Source organism: Dyadobacter sp. CY261 (genome assembly GCF_021440085.1).
In the GTDB taxonomy this organism is placed as follows: Bacteria; Bacteroidota; Bacteroidia; order Cytophagales; family Spirosomataceae; genus Dyadobacter.
The window spans coordinates 294,634-313,979 of the sequence record NZ_JAKCPW010000009.1 but is presented as its reverse complement, the minus strand read 5'-3'; the positions used below and the strand labels follow the sequence as shown (position 1 = coordinate 313,979).

The window sequence follows — 19,346 nt, the reverse complement described above, 5'->3', positions numbered from 1 at the left end:
ACCTGATACATGCTCTAAATGTTATAAATAATCTCAGACACGGATTATATAAGCCTCGTTGTGCTTTCATTTTTTAACATAGCCCAATTTCCAGTATCATGACTAGTGCCCATCACCTTAATTTAGAAAACTATGGATCCAAACTCTACTGTTAGCCTGCGAAGGTTGCTTTTATGCATGTTCGTGGCTGTTTTTTTCGCCTGTCCCGCATTCGCGGAGAAAAAATTCGACAAGACAATCAAAGGGAAGATTACTTCCAAAATCGACGGAGCCGCATTGCCGGGCGTTAGCATTGTGGTCAAAGGCAGCCAGGTCGGAACGTCGTCTGATGCTACCGGTAATTACTCGATCAATGTGAGTGAATCGGGCAGACCGGTGCTGGTATTTTCCTATATCGGGCATGAAACACAAGAAGTTACGGTAGGTAACGAATCGGTGATTGACGTCGTGCTGGTAGAAGGTGCCGAAACCCTCAAGGAAACCGTGGTCACCGCATTGGGCCTTTCTCGCGAGAAACGGTCTCTGGGTTATGCAATTACGGAGGTGGACGGAAAGGACATCAGCCGGGTAGCACAGGAGAACGTTTTGAACTCACTGTCGGGTCGGGTTCCCGGTGTGACGATCAGTTCGACGGGCGGCACGGGTTCGTCGGTGAGCATGATCATCCGCGGCGCTACTTCGCTCAGTAACGACAATCAGCCGCTTTTCGTGGTGGATGGTGTGCCCATTGCCAACACGCTGAACAACGTAAGCCAGATCGGTAGCGACAACCGTGTCGATTATGGCAATGCGATTTCGAGCATTAACCCGGATGATGTGGAAAGCGTATCGATCCTGAAAGGCCCTAACGCCGCGGCGCTTTATGGCTCGCGCGCAGGTCACGGCGTGGTGCTTATTACCACCAAAAGTGGTAGCAAATCGAAAAAAATGACGGTTTCTGTCAATTCAAATACGGTTTTTGACAAACCTTACAAATACCTGAACATGCACCACAAATTCGCAACGGGTATCCTGCCTTTTACGCCGGATAACAATCCCTATCCGGGCGGTGTGCTGATGATCGATGAAAGCTCGGCTGGCGGCGTTGGGCCTGAGTTGGACAAAGGTTATAAAGCCATCCAATGGAACAGCCCGAAAGATGCGAATGGCAACCCAATCCCGACCGAGCTCGTTTCGCATCCAGATAACGTGAAGAACTTTGTCCGTACAGGTATCACGACGACCAATGGCGTTTCGGTTTCCAACAGCAATGACCTCGTTACCTACAGGTTGTCGTACTCGAACATGACGAACCGGGGCATTATCCCGAACTCCGATCTGTTCCGTAATTCATTCAATGTCAGTTCCACCGTTCGGCTTAGTAAAAAGCTGACGATGAGCACCAACATCGATTTGAGCCGTAACAATTCGAACAACCGTCCGGCTACCAACCGGGGAGCCAACCCGCTCCAATGGGCTTATGCCGTTTCGCCGCACATCGATATCCGTGATCTGCGCAACTACTGGGTGCCGGGACAGGAAGGTTTGCAGCAACTGTCGCAAGGGCCGGGCGACTACAATAACCCTTGGTTCCTGGCCTATGAGGTCAACAACAGCTTTGTCCGCGACCGTGTTTTTGGAAACGTGAAGGCTGATTGGCAGATTACCCCGCATTTGAGTTTAATGGGCCGTTATGCGCTCGATACCTACCGGGAGGAACGTCAAACGAAGATCGGCAACAGCTACACGAACGACAGCCGCGGCGGTTACGGGGTGATCAACCTGTCGAGATTTGAACGTAACGCCGATTTCCTTTTGACCTACAAACGCGACATCAGCGATTTCAGCGTTTCGTTTTCCGGTGGTGGTAATACGCGTTACCAGAAAAATACCGACCAGAATTCTTCGACCAAAAATGGAACCGGGCTGATCATTCCAGGCCTTTACACGATGTCGAACATCGCTCCTGCGAACCTCAATTACACAAGCGCATTGTACGAAAAGGCCGTATTCAGTGCATATGGATTGGTAAACCTCGGTTTCAAAGACATGATTTACCTCGATCTGACTGCCCGGAATGACTGGTCGAGCACGCTGCCGAAGGCTAACCGTTCGTACTTCTATCCGTCGGCCTCGTTGAGTGTTTTGCTGAACGAAATGTTCCCGATGGCAGAACAAATCAGCTTGTTCAAACTGAGAGGAGGCTGGGCACAGGTGGGAAATGATACGAACCCATACAGCCTGCTGGCGACATTGGACAATTCAGGTGCGTGGGATGGTATTACACGATTGTCGAAATCAGGGAAAATTTTGCTTCCCGACCTGAAACCGGAGATCGCCACTTCCTATGAATATGGTCTCGACCTGAACCTCTACCATAACCGCTTACGGCTTACAGCCACTTACTATCAGGTGGAAAACCGCAACCAGATCATTCCGACCAAGCTTCCGGGATCCAGTGGTTTTACCTCCAAAAATATCAATGCAGGTTTGCTCGTAAGTAAAGGTTTGGAATTTACTTTGGGCGGCACACCCATCGACAAGAACGGCTGGCGCTGGGATATCAATGCCAACTGGTCGCGGAACAGGACGACGATCAAATCGCTGTCTGACGGGCTGGATTTCTATACACTCTGGACGGATGCCAAAGGTGGTGCCTGGACTTACGTAGGCGAACAGATCGGCGACATTTACGATTCGGAAGTTGTAACAGTGAAGGACAAAAGCTCTCCTTATTATGGTTACCCTATTCTGGATGAAAACGGTTCGTGGCAATCTATCGGCTCAACGAACACGCGTAACAAGATCGGTAACTTCAATCCGGACTTCCTGTTGGGCTTGCAGACATCGTTATCGTACAAAGGCTTTACCCTCAACATGTCCTTCGATTGGCGTCAGGGTGGTGATTTCGTATCCCAAACCTATCGTTATGGTGAATCCGACCTGAAATCGCAACGTTTCCTGGATAACCTCATTAACCCGAACGGTATGACCGGCGATCAGCTGCGCAACTATCTAGTCAACAACGACAAGGTAGCGATCCATGGAAATCATTTCAATATTGTAGGAGGACCTACTAAAGAATACGGCGGCTTCCCATTTGAATATGGTGGCAATACCTATAACTATGCGGTATTTAACCCGGGCGTAATCGCCGAGTATAATGAAGGCGGCGAAATTGTAGGTTATACCGAAAACCTGGGTGGTCCGGGTACCAAATACATCCCATATGGTGATAACTACCCTTGGGATTTCACCCGTGCGGCCACATTCGATGCATCATTTGTGAAACTTCGCGAAATCTCCCTGGGATACGACCTGCCCGCCACATTTGTGAAACGCCTCGGTTTGCAGAATGCCAATGTGGCCGTTTACAGCCGTAATATTATGCTCTGGACCAAAGCTAAAATCGGTATCGATCCCGAGCAGGCATTCCAGCAGGAGTCGAACGCGCAGGCGGGTACTCAGTTCAAGCAAGGTATCGAGCGTTACAACGTAACCCCCTGGGTGATTCCTATCGGCTTTAAGGTGGGTTTAACTTTCTGATTGGAACAACATAGTCTATTTTAATATAAATAAACTCATGAAAAAACTTAGTAAAAAGTTCGTCATCATACCGCTGCTGCTGGCATGCATGGTCTTTTCCTGTAAGGATCTGACGGAGCTTAATGAAAACCCCAACGGCGTAGCGCCCGAAAGCGTAAACCCGAACCTTGTTCTGCCAACCGTGCTTACCGAAGCTGCGAAATTGTATGTCAATCTGGGTTATCAGGACATCGCCGGGGTGGTGCAGCATACACAAAAAGACGCATGGTCGAGCGGGCACAACGATTACGATTGGGGCGGCGATCAAAGCTGGAACGCGTATTACGATGTGTTGCGCAACAATGACCTGGTGTATACCCGTGCCGTCGCAACAAATTTCGAATTCCACCAGGGCGTGTCGCTCGTCATGAAATCGTTCATGTTCGGACTGATCACCGATTTGTGGGGCGACGCACCTTATACCAATGCATTGAAAGGAGAAGCCGGTTCGACGACCGATATTCTGCCGTCGTTCGATAGCCAGGATAAGATTTATGCCGGGATCATTGCCGATCTGGACAAGGCCAATACGCTGCTTTCCAAATCCAAAGCCGATTATGAAGGGATCGTCGACAACGTGGATATATATTACGGCGGTGATCCGGCCAAATGGCGTAAAATGGCCAACTCGCTCATGCTGCGTTATTACATGCGCCTTTCGGGCAAGCAGCCGGATGTAGCCAAGGCTGGGATCGAGAAAATTGTCTCCAATGCGGCACAATACCCCATTATTACTTCAAATGCAGATGATGCAACCATGGGCTTCCCCGGCAATAGTGAGGCAGATTCATGGCCAGCTAATGCCGTAATTGATGCCAGCGGAAGCAACTATCGCCGCATCAAAATGTGCGCCACATTTGTAGAAAAGTTACAGACACTGAAAGATCCAAGACTCGGAATCTGGGCCAATAAAGTGGAAATCCCGCTCGTCGTAGATGACAAACAGCCCGCCGGAACCGATAAGATCGTGGACGGCAAGCGTATCCTTTCACCCGACAAGGTACGTAATACACAGATCGATACAGATCCGGAATACGTAGGCTTGCCACCGAGCTTCTCGGCTTTGCCCTCGGCTTACAACCTGAACCCGACACCGGGCCAGACATCGTACAACCCGCACGTATCCTTCCTGAACAGCATTTATAAAGCCGCGAAAGGACCATTGCTCCGTGCGCGCCTGATTTCGGCGGCCGAAGTGAATTTTATCCTCGCGGAAGCTGCTCTAAAAGGCTGGTCGGCGGGAGTAGCCAAGGACCGTTACGAAGCGGGCGTGAAGGCTTCCATGGAAACCTGGACGGTTGGCGACAAATACGCCGCGTACATCGCTACGCCGGGTGTTGCTTTCGATAATAGTTTAAAACAGATCATCGAACAGAAATGGATCGCCAGCTGGACTGCCGCTACGGAGTCGTGGTTCGACTTCCGCCGTACCGGCTTGCCCGCATTAAAGGCTGGGCCGGCGGCAAAAAGGGAAGTGCTACCGGTGCGCTTCTATTATATGCAGGATGAATTGCGGATCAATAAAACCAATGCGGGAGAGGCAGTGAGCAAGCTGGAAGTGACCAATTATTCGCAGGCCGATGGCGGTAACAGCCCATGGTCGAAACAATGGCTTATTCAAGGAACAGGAAAGCCGTGGTAGTTATATTTGGTGTAAGGTGAGTATTTAAAACCGGGACTGTAAGCTTACATACAGTTCCGGTTTAGTTTTCTTTCGTAAACAGATTCCTTATGAAAACCAGGGCTATTTTCATTTGCTTCGTTTGCATCTGCCTTTGTCAACTGGCGATGGGGCAACATTTCAAAGCCGCAGCTGCTGTAAGGATCATCACGCCCGATCCGCTGTTGCCGGTTTCGGGGGGAATCGGGACGCCGAAGAAGGCTACTCAGAAGAATGGAGAGTTGTATGCGCGGGCATTTGTCATGGAAAAAGGCTCCGTGCGCATTGCCATTGTGAATGTGGATAACCTGGGATGGCCTGCGGCGTTGGGCAATCAATCCAGGAAGCTGATTAAGGGTATTCCGCCTGAAAATGTTCTTATAGGTGCCACGCATACGCATAGCGGGCCCGATGCATATGGTTTCCCGAATGAAAAAGGGGAATCGTTCGCCGATCTCGCCTACCTCGACCGATGTGTAAAGCTGATTGCCGAGGCGGTTAATGAGGCGGTGGAGAAACTGGAAGATGCCTCATTAAAGATTGCGGTGGCGGACGCAAAGGGCAAAATTGCTTATAATTATTATGCAGATCAATTGTACGACCCGCGTTGCGGCGTCATTCAGGCGGTGGCTGCTTCGGGAACCCATAAAGGGAAACCCATCGCCACTTTGGTCAATTACGCGATACATCCCGAAGTGATCGGTTCGGGAAGAGGCATTCTCAGCCCCGATCTTTGCGGCCCGCTGTACGACCGCATCGAATCGCAGGGAGGTGGTACAGCGATTTTCATGAATGGCGCGCAAGGAGGCATGGTCACAGCCGACAACCGACTTGGAAACGGCAAGGAAGCCAATGACTGGAATGAATGCAAACGCATAGGAGAGCTATTGGCCGATGAGGCTCTACGCATTGTGAAGGATGCCGCAGCGCAGGAAAATCCCGATTTGTACTGCGTTTCCCGCAAGATCGAGTTTCCGGTGGATTCTGAGATCATGCGTTACATTCTTCAAAAATCACCGATCAAAAATGAAATGGCGGGTGATAACCGCATTGTTACACAGCTTAACCTGCTTAATATCGGTACCGCGCAGGTTTTGACGATTCCGGGGGAAGCATTACCTAACATCGGGTATTACGTCAAGAGGCATATGAATACCAAACAGCCGTTCCTGTTCGGGTTAACGAACGATGCATTCGGCTATATGCTCACCAAAGTGGATTTCAACAGTTTTAAAAGATATGATTACGTCAGCCGGACAAGCCTGGGCGAAATGACGGGTGAGATCTATATTGAGCAGGCATTGAAATTAGTGAAAGAAAGTCCGGTGCCGGACAAGTAAACAGAGTCTTAAATCCAAATACGAGTAATCATGTTTTCAAAAATGGCTGTCCGGACAATCCAATCCGTCCTCCTGGTGCTTGTTGTATCGGTTGTTGTACACGCGCAGAAAGTTACTCCCGAAAATGCGTTGGAAAGTTACCTTGGGAATGGCGATAAAACCTTCAAATGGGAGCTCAAAGAGTCCTTCGTCCATGAAAACCTGACTTTTTACCAAATTCTCCTGACCTCTCAGAAATGGCGGGAGTTTACATGGACGCATCAATTGACTGTCATCGTTCCGAAAGAAAACCGCCACGATGACGCATTGCTTTTCATTACCGGAGGCTCCAATAGCAACGAGTTGCCCAATTGGAACAGTAAAAAGGATGAGAAAATGTACGCGTCGCTTGGGGCGGTGGCCACTTCAAACCAGGCTATTGTAGCATTGCTGAAACAGACGCCGAACCAGCCATTTTTCGGCGACCTCACCGAAGATGCATTGATCTCCTACACTTTGCACAACTTTAAAAAAGACAAGGACTACACCTGGCCGCTGCTATTCCCGATGGTTAAAAGTGCGGTGAAGGCAATGGATGCAGTTCAGGAGTTTTCTCAAAAACAATTGAAGCACACCGTGAACAGCTTTGTGGTGACTGGCGCGTCCAAGCGTGGGTGGACAACCTGGCTCACAGGCGCAAGCGACAAACGTGTGGAGGCGATCGCGCCGATGGTGATCGACGTGCTGAATATGCCGGTAAGTCTCGATTACCAGATCAAATCATGGGGTGATTACAGTGTCCAGATCGAAGATTATGTAAAACTGGGCATTCCTCAATCCACAGGGTCTCCCGACGGCCAGGCCATTACAACAATGATCGATCCGTTTTCCTACCGCGCCAAACTGACGATGCCCAAGATGATATTCATGGGCACGAACGATGAATATTGGGTGGTGGACAATATCAAAAACTACCTTGACAAGATCCCGGGGAATAATATGTTGCATTACGTACCAAATGCCGGACACGATCTGGGCGATGGCAAGCAGGCTATGGAAGCATTGAGCGCGTTTTTTGGTGCCACCATCAACAAACGGCCTTATACCGAATGCAAATGGAGCCAGTCGGTTTCGAACCAGAAGGTAAGCCTGGACATTAAAGCGACACCCGACGCGCTGGTAGATGTAATCCTGTGGTCGGCCAACTCGCCCGACCAGGATTTGCGCAACGACACCTGGACGGCGAAAAGTTTGGGTATCAGCAAGAAATCTACCGTAAAAGTCACCGAAGCATTGCCTGCAAGCGGCTTCCGGGCTTTTTATGTTGATTTAAAATACAAAACACCAAAGGGCGACGTCTACACAGAAAGCACGAGGATATTTTTGACGAATAATAAGTCGGTTCTGTAAATCCCTGAAAATAGTGTATTTATACTTATTGGGAAACTTAAGATAGCCATGATAAAAAAAAAATTAATGCTGTTTTGGGCCTTGCTTTGCCCGGTTTGGATGTCATTTTACGCCGGGAACGACGAGCAGCCGGAAAGGTCCGTAAAGGAAGTGGTGGATCGTCTCGTGACCAAGTTCTACGACACGCTGACACCGGCACAACTGGATACAATTTCGGACGCGTATATTCTTAGCGTTCTCAACGATCGGGACAAGGAAACCCTGGCTACGCGCTTTTGGACTTTCGAGGTGAATGTACCGGTCAGGGTGTCGCTAATGCGACATACCGGACAGAAAATCCCACCATTCTGGCTTGAAAAGAGCGGTTTTCGGAAAACACCAATGCTCGTCAAAAATGAGGAATATACTTATGAAGTTTGGCAAAAGGATTTTGGCAAAGGGCCGATCGGCTTGGGGATCAATGGGTTTGATAAAGACCGTCCGGTGTACTTCATCAGCGTTGCCCCGCTGAATAAGTCTGATAAATTATCGGTAACAAACGTGATGCCGTCGCAATATGCACTCAGTACTGTACAACCGGGAGCATTCACCTATCACGACTGGGATGGCCTCGTGTTAACCGAAGTACCCGAGGAGCTGAAAGGTCAGACGCTCTTCACAACCGTGCGTGGACGTGCGCGTGAGGCGCATTTGGTAAATGCATTCCGGAAGACATCCACGCCCGCATCCGAAAAGCCGGATCAGACGATCCTGACGTGGAGCGGAGATCCTGCCACGACGGTCAATATCCAATGGCGGACAAGCCCCCAAGTACTTAGAGGTAGGATAAAATACTGGAAAAAGGGTACTTCTGACACGCTTTTTGCCGAAGCTTCGGCATTCAATATGGAAGACAGGCTTTTGCAAAATGACCGGTTCATAAATCGTTTTACCGCAAAGTTGACTGGTCTCAATCCCGGTTCATTGTATCATTATTCTATCGGTAGCGGACAATCGCATTGGTCGGTACCGTCGTCGTTTCAAACAGCTTCCGATCGGGTAAAAGATTTTTCATTCATCTGGTTTGGCGATACGCATTTTTCGCTGATTTGGGGGGATATGGCTCAGAAGTCCATAAAAAGACATCCTGAAACGGCCTTTTTTTCTATCGCAGGAGACCTGGTGACCACCGGCTTGCATCGCGATGACTGGGATCAGCTCTGGGATCATGCCGGTTCGACATTTACTACCCGGCCGTTAATGCCCGTGCCCGGTAACCACGATAGCCAGGATGGTCTGGGGGCGTGGATGTATAAGGAGATGTTCAGTCTTCCCGAGAACGGGCCGACCGGTCAGCCTTCGGAAATGACTTATGCGCTCAATTATCAGGAAGCCCTGTTTCTGATGATCGACGCGACATTGTCCGTGCCGGAGCAAAGTGCGTGGGTTGAAAATCAGCTTAAAAACACCAAAGCAAAATGGAAATTTGCGATGTTCCATTTTCCCCCGTACAATTTCGAAGAGCCTTACGACGAGATCCAGCGCGAATGGTGTTCACTTTTTGACAAATATCATGTAGATATGGTCATGAGCGGGCATATGCATTACTATCTGCGCACGAAGCCGATGTATAATCAGAAAGACGTGGCTACGCCTGCCAAAGGCACTATTTACACCATGTCGATCAGCATTCCGGGCAAACAGGAGCGATGGCCGGACGAAGACTACGCGGTAGTAAGGTATAAAGACGGCCCCCTCTACCAGCATATATCGATCAAAGGCAATAAGCTACATTACAAGTGCTACAATCCCGAAGGCGAATTGAAGGATGAGTTGACAATTAGTAAGTAGTCCCTCCATTTAGTGCCCTGTCATTCAAAGCGCACATTTGCCCCATTCAATTCCCCGTGCGTGCTGATGGCAACGGCTGTCAGGATCGCGAAAATGGCGATAATGAATACAAAATTGATGGCCCAGCGACTGATATTCAAACCACGGTCAGAGAAGGAAGCCTGCGTTTTTTGCATCATGAAACCGAGCGCGACCATATTTAGAATATATAAATACTGCTCGATCCGGTACAAGCTCATGAATGCACAGGTAATAAGCAGGCTGTAAATGGTGTACAAGCCAAGATTAAGAAAGAAGAATACCTGAATGCCATCGTAACCCAATTCCGAACGCCCATTTTTTAATCGGAAATGATAGGCGAACAACGTGTAGGCTCCAAATGCGAACAAAAGTAGTAAGGCAACCCATTGTACACCAGATGCAATTCTTGCCGCATTGGCGAGTGGATCAAAGCTTTGAATTGTTTCGACAAGCCTTTTGGTCTCAAAGGATTGGTCCCAAACAATGAATGGGATTAAAGTGAGGATAATAATAGGAGCAAGGAGGCTGTAAGGAGTCGCTTGCTCATCGGTGGTTTCCCATTCGGAAGTAAATGTTCCGTAAGCCATTCCCACGCCGCCAAAAAAGCCTATCGAGTATTCCATGACATTCCAGAAATTGAAATGAATGCCCGAAACGCTGCCCATTACCTGTAAAAAGTTGCCGAAAGCAAATCCAAAACCCCCTCCGAGCCCCGCAAAGACGGCGAGCCGCATGGCAGAATATTGTCTACTGCGGATCATGTACCAGAACATGGCGACGGCCATCCCAAAGCAAGCCGCCCAGGCCTCCGAGCGCGGTGGGGTCATGAGCCAGCCAAGCTCTTCGATGAGCAGATAGTAAAAAATGATTGCACCTGCCGTCATTTCAGCAATTAATTGAGGCCATTGTACCGGCTTTTGCCTGCTGGATGCCAGGGTAAGTCCAAATAACCCACCGCCGATCAATCCAAACAGCCCGCCGATGATCCCAAGCATCAGGAGTCCGTAATAAACATTCCCGAATTCGAGTCCTCGGGCAAAACCTACCACTTTACCATAACTGATTATCCCGCCCACACCCCAGCCGGCTGCGGAAGCCAGCGCGAGTTGAAATGCCTTCGCGTACCAGTCCTTTCGTTTGGCAATGAGGACGATACTCAGCCCGCCAATGCCTCCCGCCCAGGCTGCACCTTGTTCGTGACCGAATTGCCCACGGATAGCCCAGGCGGTACCCAGTGAAATTCCCGCAACAAGCAGGGCATAAAGCAGTTGTCTGTTATTCATGAATGCAATCCGACTAAGTGGTTGTGGGATAAATACTGGATAGTCCTTTAAAAAGACTATAATGCGACCATTCATACATCGGAAATAGCCCGAAAGCGCCTTACGCCTGTATTTCGTTTGAATGAATCGTCACGATATTTCCGCAAAACACCAATCTATGAGCATCAAAGCAGCACAACTCGCGATCAATGGCGGGCCTAAAACAATTGAAAAAGTATTTCCCTGGCCCATTTACGATGAAAATGAAGTGAATGCCGTTTCGGCGATCGTAGCAGGTGGTAAGTGGGGAAATCCCGATTGCGGCGACGAGGTAGAGCGATTTGAGCAGGCGTTTGCCGCTTACTGCGGAAGCAAGTACGCTATTACCTGTGTGAATGGCTCGGTATCGCTCCGGCTGGCGCTCATGGCGTGTGGTGTAAGACCCGGTGACGAGGTGATTGTTCCGCCTTATACGTTCATTACTACCGCATCGTCGGTAATCGAATGCAATTGTGTGCCTGTTTTTGTGGATATCGATCCCGACACCTACAACATCAGCCCGGCGGCGATTGAGGCGGCCATTACTCCGCGCACAAAAGTGATCGTTCCGGTCCATTTCGGAGGGCTGGCATGCGACATGGAGGCGATCATGGACATTGCCCGGAGGCATCATCTTAAAGTGATCGAAGACGCAGCGCATGGCCACGGAGCCGAGTATAAAGGCAAAAAACTGGGTTCTATCGGCCACGTGGGTAGTTTTAGCTTTCAATCTTCCAAAAACCTGACCTCCGGTGAAGGAGGCATTGTCATAACGGACGACGACGAACTATACGCGATGATGCATTCCCTGCGCAATGTCGGCAGGATCGAGGGTGGGCAGTGGTACGACCATTACAATCCGGGATGCAACTACCGCATTACCCAAATGCAGGCCGCGCTGTTATCTGAACAGCTCAAACGCCTCGAAGAGCAAACACAGCGACGAAATGCCAATGGATTGTATTTAAATAGTTTATTGGAGAAAATAGCAGGAATTACGCCACTGGTCCGCCCCGCCGAGGTGACTTTGCACGGCTATCATATCTATATTTTTAAATACGATGCCTCGAAGTTTGGAGGTCTGTTGAAAAACGATTTTGCAGCCATGCTAGCTGCGGAAGGTGTTCCAAGTTTCAAAGGCTATCCGCATCCGCTTTATAAACAGCCTCTTTTTCAAAACAAAAACTTCATGTGCTACGCAATTCCTGAATCGGTAGACTATACGGGTGCCTTCTGCCCGGTAGCCGAACAGGCTTGCCATACAGACGCCGTCTGGATATTGCAACATGCCATGTTGGGAGACAAAGAGGATATGGAAGCTTTTGCAAGCGCAATTTTGAAGATTCAGGAGGCGGTTGGGTAATTGATCTTCCAACCGCCTTAATGTAAGCTATAATTCCAACCGCATCATAATATCCGTCTGTACATCGTCGCCTAGCTTGAAAAGATGTTGGTCGAATGCGACAAAGCCATTGCGTTTGTAAAATCCGATCGCCTTTTCGTTCTTTTCCCAAACACCGAGCCAAACGTATTTGTACTTGCGTTCGCGGGCAATTTCCATGGCTTTCTCGTAAAGTAATTGACCGATTTTCAGGCCATGCCACGCTTTCAAGACATAAATCCGTTCTATTTCTAGCGCCGTTTCGTCTTTGAGCTCCGTTTGCGCCGGGCCATGATTGATTTTCAGATAGCCAATCAAAGTATCGTCTTCATAGGCAAGATGAAATTCAGAATCGGGATTGCTGAGCTCGGAGACTACTTTTTCTTCACTGAAACCCGTTTCCAGGTAGTAGGCCATGTTTTCTTCCGTGTTAACAGAAGCAAAAGACTCGTAAAAAGTGTCTATTCCGATTTGTCGGACGGTTTTCAGGTCGTTGATGGTAGCTTTTACAAGTTGTATGGACATATTTGAACTTTACTTTTTAGGTAATACCTTAATTCTGACTCCCTCGCTGTGTGCGGTGAATTCCGGGGCGTACATGCATTGGATCGTCGTGATACCATTGCTGAAATCACCCTCATGCGTTATAAAAAGTGGATATTCGAACACATAGGTTCCTTTTCGCAGCGAATTAAAGAAGAAATTCGTACTGGCGTCGCGGGTGTTTTCATAATAGCCCAACCCTCCTTGCCAACGATAACCGCTGAGCACATTCACGGGTTCGAGGCCCGAAGCGCGCAGGTCTTTCATGTGTACGTATTCCATATCACGGTCTACACGCAGTTCGATGCGGACTTTGATTTTATCGCCGATGTGTATCTGATCGTTTTCAGTAATCGGTGTTAGCACAGGGCCAGTGTCCGTGTTTGTCTCCATAAACAGCTTTTTAGAGAGTTTCAACGGGGTTTCTGCAAATGTGATTTTGTCAAGATCTTCGAAGTATTGCCAGTACACCGAACCCCAACCGGGCACTTGCGAGGTAGCCGCTTTAATATCAAGATTGACCTTTCCCATGGCTGCTGTGATACCCGTATCGATGGTTTTTTTAAAATACCCGGTCCCACTTTCAGTTTTCTGGTCATTTTGCTTGATCTCAATTTCTCCAAGCTGGATTGTGACCTCCGGATTTACGGCCAGCCAATCCGAACCAGTCATGAGCAATGCATAACAAGCCTCTGCGGTTGCTTTCGTGCTCTCCCAGCTATTCGTCTGTTTGTTTCTGAGCAGCCACATTTTAAGCTCGCCCACTGTTGCCTGATCATTCCCGATTTCCTGAAATGCTTCGATCAGCAATGTCTGGCGTTCGATGGGAGCCTCGTACCACCACCAGCCTCGCTGGCTTGTTTTCCAATACATACCAAGTTCTTCGTTGCGAATGGCAGTTTGGCGCAATGATTCGAGGATCTGGTTAGCCGTTTTATTATCCCGCATGCGATGGGCCACTAATGCAGTCATGCCTTGCAATAATTTGGATTGGGAAACCCAGGTAAGTCTCGCCCGATCCTGATAATACTGATATGCCTGTTGGGACGCCGCTGGAATGGGCCGACTGAAAAAGCTTCTCGCATACAAATATTGCAGCTCCACCGGTCCGGGAATGTACTTTTTCAGGTCGGTTTTATATTTGACCAGATTATTGTAGTCTTCGAGAATACGTTTATCGATGTAAGGAATGGCTTTTTCCAGAATCGCATCAATGCCTTTCTGTTGTGCAGGGAGGAAGGCCTTAATTTTTTGCAGATGCCCGATGCCGGTAACGATATACTGGGTAATGTAGCGGTCGTCCGGGCCGCCTTTGAACCATACAAATCCGCCATTGCTGCTTTGCATTTCCTGCAATTTGAGCATGCTTGCATTCAGCTCATTCTCCATTTTAGCGAGGTCGAACAGCAAGGCGATGTTGCGTTTCTGCTCTTCCTCCGTTTTCGATGCCAGCACCCAGGGCGTTTCCTCCAAGAGCAGCGATTTCAGTTCCTGGTTTTTGGATAAATTGCTTTGCAATGCATCCGTACCTTTCCACGACTTAAAAACCTGGGCAATGCGCGGAGACGAATTCACGATATGCGAAGCCAGCGTATTGGCATAATAGCGGTTCCAGGTTTGTTCGGCGCATTCGTAAGGATATTCCATCAAATAGGGTAGGGACTGAACGGCATACCAGGCCGGATTGCTACTGTATTCTACGGTGACGGACTGGTGGGTTAACGTGTTTGATTTGGAAGAGCCAGCCAATTTTTCAAAGGTGAACTGCTTCTTACCGGTTCCGTGGATCGAAATAGGCATACTCTCGGTCACCAGCATCCGGTTCGGCAGTACCGGCAGCATATTTTCCTCTCCATCCGATAAACTTCCAGCCTTCGCAACCGCTCGCCACGTGACCATTTTGTTGAAGCCTTTTGGTATTTCCAAAGCAAACAATGCGGTCTGGCTTTGACCGGCAGCGACTGAAAAATGGCTTGACGGCGTATTGTTTTTGAAAAGATCATCGACAGGCTGGCTGGTTTCCGTATCGATCATTTGGAGCGTTACTTCGCCTTGCAGCACAGCTTTCGTTAGATTCACAACCTTGACGGGAAAGCTGATCCGATCACCCTCGCGCAGGAAGCGGGGCGCATTAGGTTGTACCATCAGCTCCTTTTGGGTGATGATCTCCTTGGTACTGTATCCCAAAGCAAGTTCCTGCGTATGCGCAAGCGCCTGAAACTTCCATTTTGTGAGCGCTTCCGGCATGGTGAACGAGAAGGTGATATTGCCTTCGCTGTCTGTTTTTAGATCGGGGAGGAAAAAGGCGGTTTCGTTAAAGTTGGTACGAATTGAGGGAGCTACATTGTCTGGTGGAGTGGTTTCATTATTGCCTGTTTTGGTTTTTTCCTGTTTACGGTTGAAGCCATAGCCCACCTTGACAACCTCATTCAACTTGGGATCTCCGTCCATGCCGATGGATGTTGATTTTTCTTCAATTTCCATCGGGGCGGCTTGCGGCATAATTGCTGACTGAACAGCCCCTCTAATGGCCATGCGCGTACGGCCTGAACGACCTCCACCCGCCGCACTGGCGGGTCTGGATGGATCAAACATCCCTACCCCCCGGATCAATTCATCATAGCGCTTGTTGAAAGACTTGTATTCCCCATACTCAGCATAACGGATATTTGCATCTGCCGACCGGAAGTTGCCATTGTCTGTCCAGTATTTTAAGCCGGATAGTTCGCGCCAGATGTACGGTTTCGTCCATTGATGCGGGTAAAACTGATCCAGCGACGCGTCGTACATACTCCCCAGCATTTCAGCAGTGACTTTTTCTTTCCGGTAACCACTGATTTTTACCTTCCAGGTTTCCTTGCTTCCCGGCAACGTTTTGTCCCGGAATGTTTCGTATTCGATTTCCAGGTCCTTGTTCGTCCAGGGCACCACTATGGTTTCCAGATACGTGTGCACGCGGTTGTGCTTGACAAACATGTAATCCACGGAATAACCACCGCGATCGGCTTCCGAGGCAGTATAGTCAAATGTCCTGACTTCGTCGTCTAACGTAATATAGGAAAAGTCCTTCGGCGCTGATTTTCGATTGGTACTGGTGATCAGAAATGCCTTTTCGGCAGAGGTGCCCAGCGCATATTGACCTTTTTCGCCTGGTTCAATGGCTTTACTATGGGTAGGAGCGATGTATTGGGGATGGGTGAGCTTTTTGGCATTCGGGTCGGTTAACTCGATGAACTTTATGTCGGTGAGTTTTTCTCCGGCGGCATTCACAGTGCTGATCTGAATTTTGTAAAAACCGGCAGGAAGCGCAAATTCTGAAACCGGGATTTCGGTATCCGGACTAAGGCTGACCGTTTTACCTACGCCAGCTCCGGTCACTTCCCAGTTTTCCATTTCCGTTTCGTCGCTGTATTCATCGTTTGGAAAGTCGGATACATATTCGTTTTTGGTCATCACAAACTGGTCAGGCCGTTGCCAGAAGCGGTTCCTGATCAGTCTCTTCTCCGGCACAATCCGGTCGATCCGTATTGTGGCGTCCGCAGGAGCGAATGCGCCGGCCAGGTTTTCGGTACGGATAGACAGCGATTTAAATTGGCTGGCATCCAGCTTCATAGGGATATTGGCCTGCAGCACATAGGACTTGTAACTTACCGAGATCTGGGTCTGCGAGCTCCTGGTCTCTCCATTGCTGTCCGTCACATCCGCGTAAACGGTATAATCAAACACCGGATCCGTTTTTGGGTCGATTTTGAGATCGGGAATGGCTTCGAAATTTACTTGGAATGCCCCGTCAGCGCCCGTTATGGTATCACCGTGTGCAATTTCCATCGGCTCCGTCGGCTGCCACCAGCGCTTGACCATCCAGGTGTAGATCATCCGCGGCGTGCGTACGACCCGGTACTTCACCGTCGCCCCATCGATCGCATTTCCGGCATAGGCCAGTGCCTTACCTGTCAGTTTTATTTGCTCATTGACTTTATAGGTAGTGTTAATCGTGTCAAATTCGACGGCAAACCGGGGACGTTTGTACTCCTCCACACGGAAATCAGCCCGGTACTCATCCCGAATCTGTATGTGAAAATTGCCGGTAAGCCCACTTTGCGGAATATTGAACGAGCCTGAAAAACTTCCGAATGCACTCACGTGGTGTTTGGTTTCAGCCACATGTTCTTCATTCGCATTATAAAGTGTAACGGTAAATTCCGCTCGCTGATCGTTGAGCACACTTTTACCCTTTCGGACGATGCCTTTGTAGTAAACAGTTTGGCCGGGGCGGTATAGGCTTCGGTCTGTGAAAAGGTATGCATGCACGGCATTTTCGGCGTGATCCTCCGTTTCCTCCGCGTTATAGTAATAGCGGCCGTTGTTTTGTTGCAAAAACAGCCTGTCCTGCTGATAGGTGATTTCGAACAGGTATTGCCTGGCATTGCTGGTTTGGGGCCGTGGCGGCACCTTGAAATGCCCAAATGGATCGGTAGTTAGTCGCGGTCCTTTATCGCTGACGTAAGTCCTTGTATTGTAGTTATAACTTTTTTCCCACAATTGTACTGTTGCTCCGGGCAGAGGCTGGCCGTTATCACGGTTTAAGACAAAGAAATCGTCTGCTTTCTGGACATAACTGATGTCCGACACGTAAAACAATGTAGCACCGAGTACCGCCTCATTATTCTTAAAGCCAGGGTCGGAACTCGCCAGCAGCACATATTCTCCCGACGATAAGCCATCGGATTTTATTTCAACAGAATGTTCTTGATAATCATTGGTTTCTGGAAGCGATTGCTCCCAGGCACGTAACGGCTGCGCACTGGTCAATCGGGGCCATTTTGTGTCGTTATCATCCCGTTCCAAACTGTTTTTAATGAGATCGACTGCTTTGACAACCCGCAAAAAAACCTTATTAAAATTCTTGTACTTTACCAGCACCCGGAACGGCCTACCTATGACATTCACATGTTCCACCGAAAAGAAAAGGCTCTTCCTCGTAATTTGTTTTGCAAGATTGAATGCATTGATGCCGCCTTCCGTTTCGAGATTCTCCCGTATAATCCTTTGACAAATTTCCAACGCCTTCACCCGTTCAAAACGGGAGGTAGAGTCAGTGCCGGGCTTATAATTGTCTGCTTTTTCATTCAACCAAAGTGCTTTCAGATACCATGCCTGAGCAGCAGCGGGAGTAGTCTGGCATTGGTCCGCAACGTGACTTACCGCCATAAAATAAAGCTCGTCCTTATCCGGGTGCACTGATTTTTGCCGCACGTATTGAAGACGGGCCAGGTCGACATCGATCAATGCGCCCGCATCACTGTCGCCGATGTGAAATGCCACCAGCTTTTGGTAGAGCAGCAATGCATGATGTTCCAGCGAAGCCGAATCCTTTGTCTCAAATTTCCGGTGAATGAAGTCAGCCGCCGGGTCAAAAGCGGATGCGGTATTGATTTCATATTTATAAGCGGGTTTTTTGAGATTAGGCTCATCGGTTGAGAAGTATTCCAATGCTTTGAAAGTGAGCAGATCGTATAGCGTTGGCCGCAATTTGCGCGTATTGCCTTTGGTTATGATCGCGTCATAGGGTTCCAACCGGGTATTTTTCAAGAGCGCTTCATCGCTGATCGATTCGAGGTATAACGCGGCTATTTTTTGGTGAAAGTCGTCGGTTCCCCAGGTAGCAATGTCCGTTTTGTCGAAGTTAACGGTAGCCGTCCGGTTGTACAGTTGCCAGCGGACGGTCTGGTAGTAGAAGTAGTATTGAGAAGCAACCAGACTTGTCAGGATAGCCTTAGCCGGTCCTGTGTGGTCAGCCGCTTCCTGTTCCAGTTCACGGATCGAGGCAATGGCATTATCCTCACGGTTTTCGGCCTGCAGCTGCATCATAAACATGGCCGCTTTGATAACCTGCGCTTCCTGTTTCTCTTTTTTGGCAAGCTGATGTATTTTCCGTACCTGATCCAGGGCATCCTTGTCGAGTCCCTTGTCGGTGAGACCTTCAACGACCTTCCACTCTTTTTCGTAGCTTTTAATAAGGTTTTGACCGTGGGTGTGCATAGTTAATGATAAGATAATGGTGATGAACAGATATTGCCTGAAGGCGTGCACTATTTTCATAGCAGGGGATTGTTTGTGATGATGTGATAAAGATAGCAAAACGTAGCAGCGTCAAAAACGGCATTTAACTGCCGGAAATCGTCACTCAGCAAACAACTTTGGAAAGCTTTATTGGTAGAAGTATAAAATCTCTACATTGCCTCTTTTTACAATATGAAGTATCTTTAATAAAGGCTTTTACAGAAATATAATTAATTACTACTCTTCTTGAACGA

At 48.8% G+C, this 19,346-nt stretch carries 9 protein-coding genes; 6 read left to right on the top strand and 3 right to left on the bottom strand.

Translation table 11 applies throughout. From position 1 onward, the window contains the following. The first annotated feature begins 177 nt into the window (after window positions 1–177). The 5 genes from LZD49_RS24640 to LZD49_RS24620 all read left to right on the top strand — a co-directional run bounded on the left by LZD49_RS24640 (window position 178) and on the right by LZD49_RS24620 (window position 9,783). Window positions 178–3,525 carry a SusC/RagA family TonB-linked outer membrane protein gene (locus tag LZD49_RS24640; RefSeq protein ID WP_409021352.1) on the top strand — a complete coding sequence of 1,116 codons (3,348 nt, stop codon included), beginning with the start codon at window positions 178–180 and terminating at the stop codon, window positions 3,523–3,525. A 37-nt stretch (window positions 3,526–3,562) separates the two neighbouring features. Further along, on the top strand, window positions 3,563–5,206 hold the full coding sequence (locus tag LZD49_RS24635; protein ID WP_234670341.1) for a SusD/RagB family nutrient-binding outer membrane lipoprotein: 1,644 nt from the start codon (window positions 3,563–3,565) through the stop codon (window positions 5,204–5,206). A gap of 89 nt (window positions 5,207–5,295) precedes the next feature. After that, on the top strand, window positions 5,296–6,564 hold the full coding sequence (locus tag LZD49_RS24630; protein ID WP_409021349.1) for a hypothetical protein: 1,269 nt from the start codon (window positions 5,296–5,298) through the stop codon (window positions 6,562–6,564). A 30-nt stretch (window positions 6,565–6,594) separates the two neighbouring features. Continuing rightward, window positions 6,595–7,953, top strand: coding sequence for a PhoPQ-activated pathogenicity-related family protein (locus tag LZD49_RS24625; protein ID WP_234670340.1), 1,359 nt, complete (start codon window positions 6,595–6,597; stop codon window positions 7,951–7,953). Between the two features lie 48 nt (window positions 7,954–8,001). After that, a complete protein-coding gene (locus LZD49_RS24620) occupies window positions 8,002–9,783 on the top strand; it encodes a metallophosphoesterase family protein (RefSeq protein WP_234670339.1) in 1,782 nt (593 codons plus the stop codon). A gap of 20 nt (window positions 9,784–9,803) precedes the next feature. Here the strand turns inward: LZD49_RS24620 and LZD49_RS24615 are convergent, their stop codons facing one another. Beyond that, the gene (locus LZD49_RS24615) at window positions 9,804–11,087 is read right to left on the bottom strand and encodes a hypothetical protein (RefSeq protein WP_234670338.1); all 1,284 of its coding nucleotides are present in this window, start codon (window positions 11,085–11,087) and stop codon (window positions 9,804–9,806) included. Window positions 11,088–11,244: 157 nt separating this feature from the next. Between LZD49_RS24615 and LZD49_RS24610 the strand changes: the two genes are divergently transcribed. Next, complete coding sequence (locus tag LZD49_RS24610; RefSeq protein ID WP_234670337.1) at window positions 11,245–12,468, top strand: DegT/DnrJ/EryC1/StrS aminotransferase family protein; 1,224 nt, start codon at window positions 11,245–11,247, stop codon at window positions 12,466–12,468. Between the two features lie 27 nt (window positions 12,469–12,495). On the opposite strand, the gene LZD49_RS24605 is transcribed toward LZD49_RS24610, so the two are convergent. Next, a complete protein-coding gene (locus LZD49_RS24605) occupies window positions 12,496–13,011 on the bottom strand; it encodes a GNAT family N-acetyltransferase (RefSeq protein WP_234670336.1) in 516 nt (171 codons plus the stop codon). Between the two features lie 9 nt (window positions 13,012–13,020). Next, window positions 13,021–19,131 (bottom strand): alpha-2-macroglobulin, encoded by a 6,111-nt coding sequence (locus LZD49_RS24600; RefSeq protein ID WP_234670335.1) that lies wholly within the window; start codon window positions 19,129–19,131, stop codon window positions 13,021–13,023. Between the last annotated feature and the right edge of the window lie 215 nt (window positions 19,132–19,346).

Coding starts and splice junctions, on each gene's coding strand:
- LZD49_RS24605 (WP_234670336.1), bottom strand. CDS start 13,011: ATGTCCATACAACTTGTAAAAGCTACCATCAACGACCTGAAAACCGTC.
- LZD49_RS24640 (WP_409021352.1), top strand. CDS start 178: ATGTTCGTGGCTGTTTTTTTCGCCTGTCCCGCATTCGCGGAGAAAAAA.
- LZD49_RS24635 (WP_234670341.1), top strand. CDS start 3,563: ATGAAAAAACTTAGTAAAAAGTTCGTCATCATACCGCTGCTGCTGGCA.
- LZD49_RS24625 (WP_234670340.1), top strand. CDS start 6,595: ATGTTTTCAAAAATGGCTGTCCGGACAATCCAATCCGTCCTCCTGGTG.
- LZD49_RS24610 (WP_234670337.1), top strand. CDS start 11,245: ATGAGCATCAAAGCAGCACAACTCGCGATCAATGGCGGGCCTAAAACA.
- LZD49_RS24620 (WP_234670339.1), top strand. CDS start 8,002: ATGATAAAAAAAAAATTAATGCTGTTTTGGGCCTTGCTTTGCCCGGTT.
- LZD49_RS24600 (WP_234670335.1), bottom strand. CDS start 19,131: ATGAAAATAGTGCACGCCTTCAGGCAATATCTGTTCATCACCATTATC.
- LZD49_RS24630 (WP_409021349.1), top strand. CDS start 5,296: ATGAAAACCAGGGCTATTTTCATTTGCTTCGTTTGCATCTGCCTTTGT.
- LZD49_RS24615 (WP_234670338.1), bottom strand. CDS start 11,087: ATGAATAACAGACAACTGCTTTATGCCCTGCTTGTTGCGGGAATTTCA.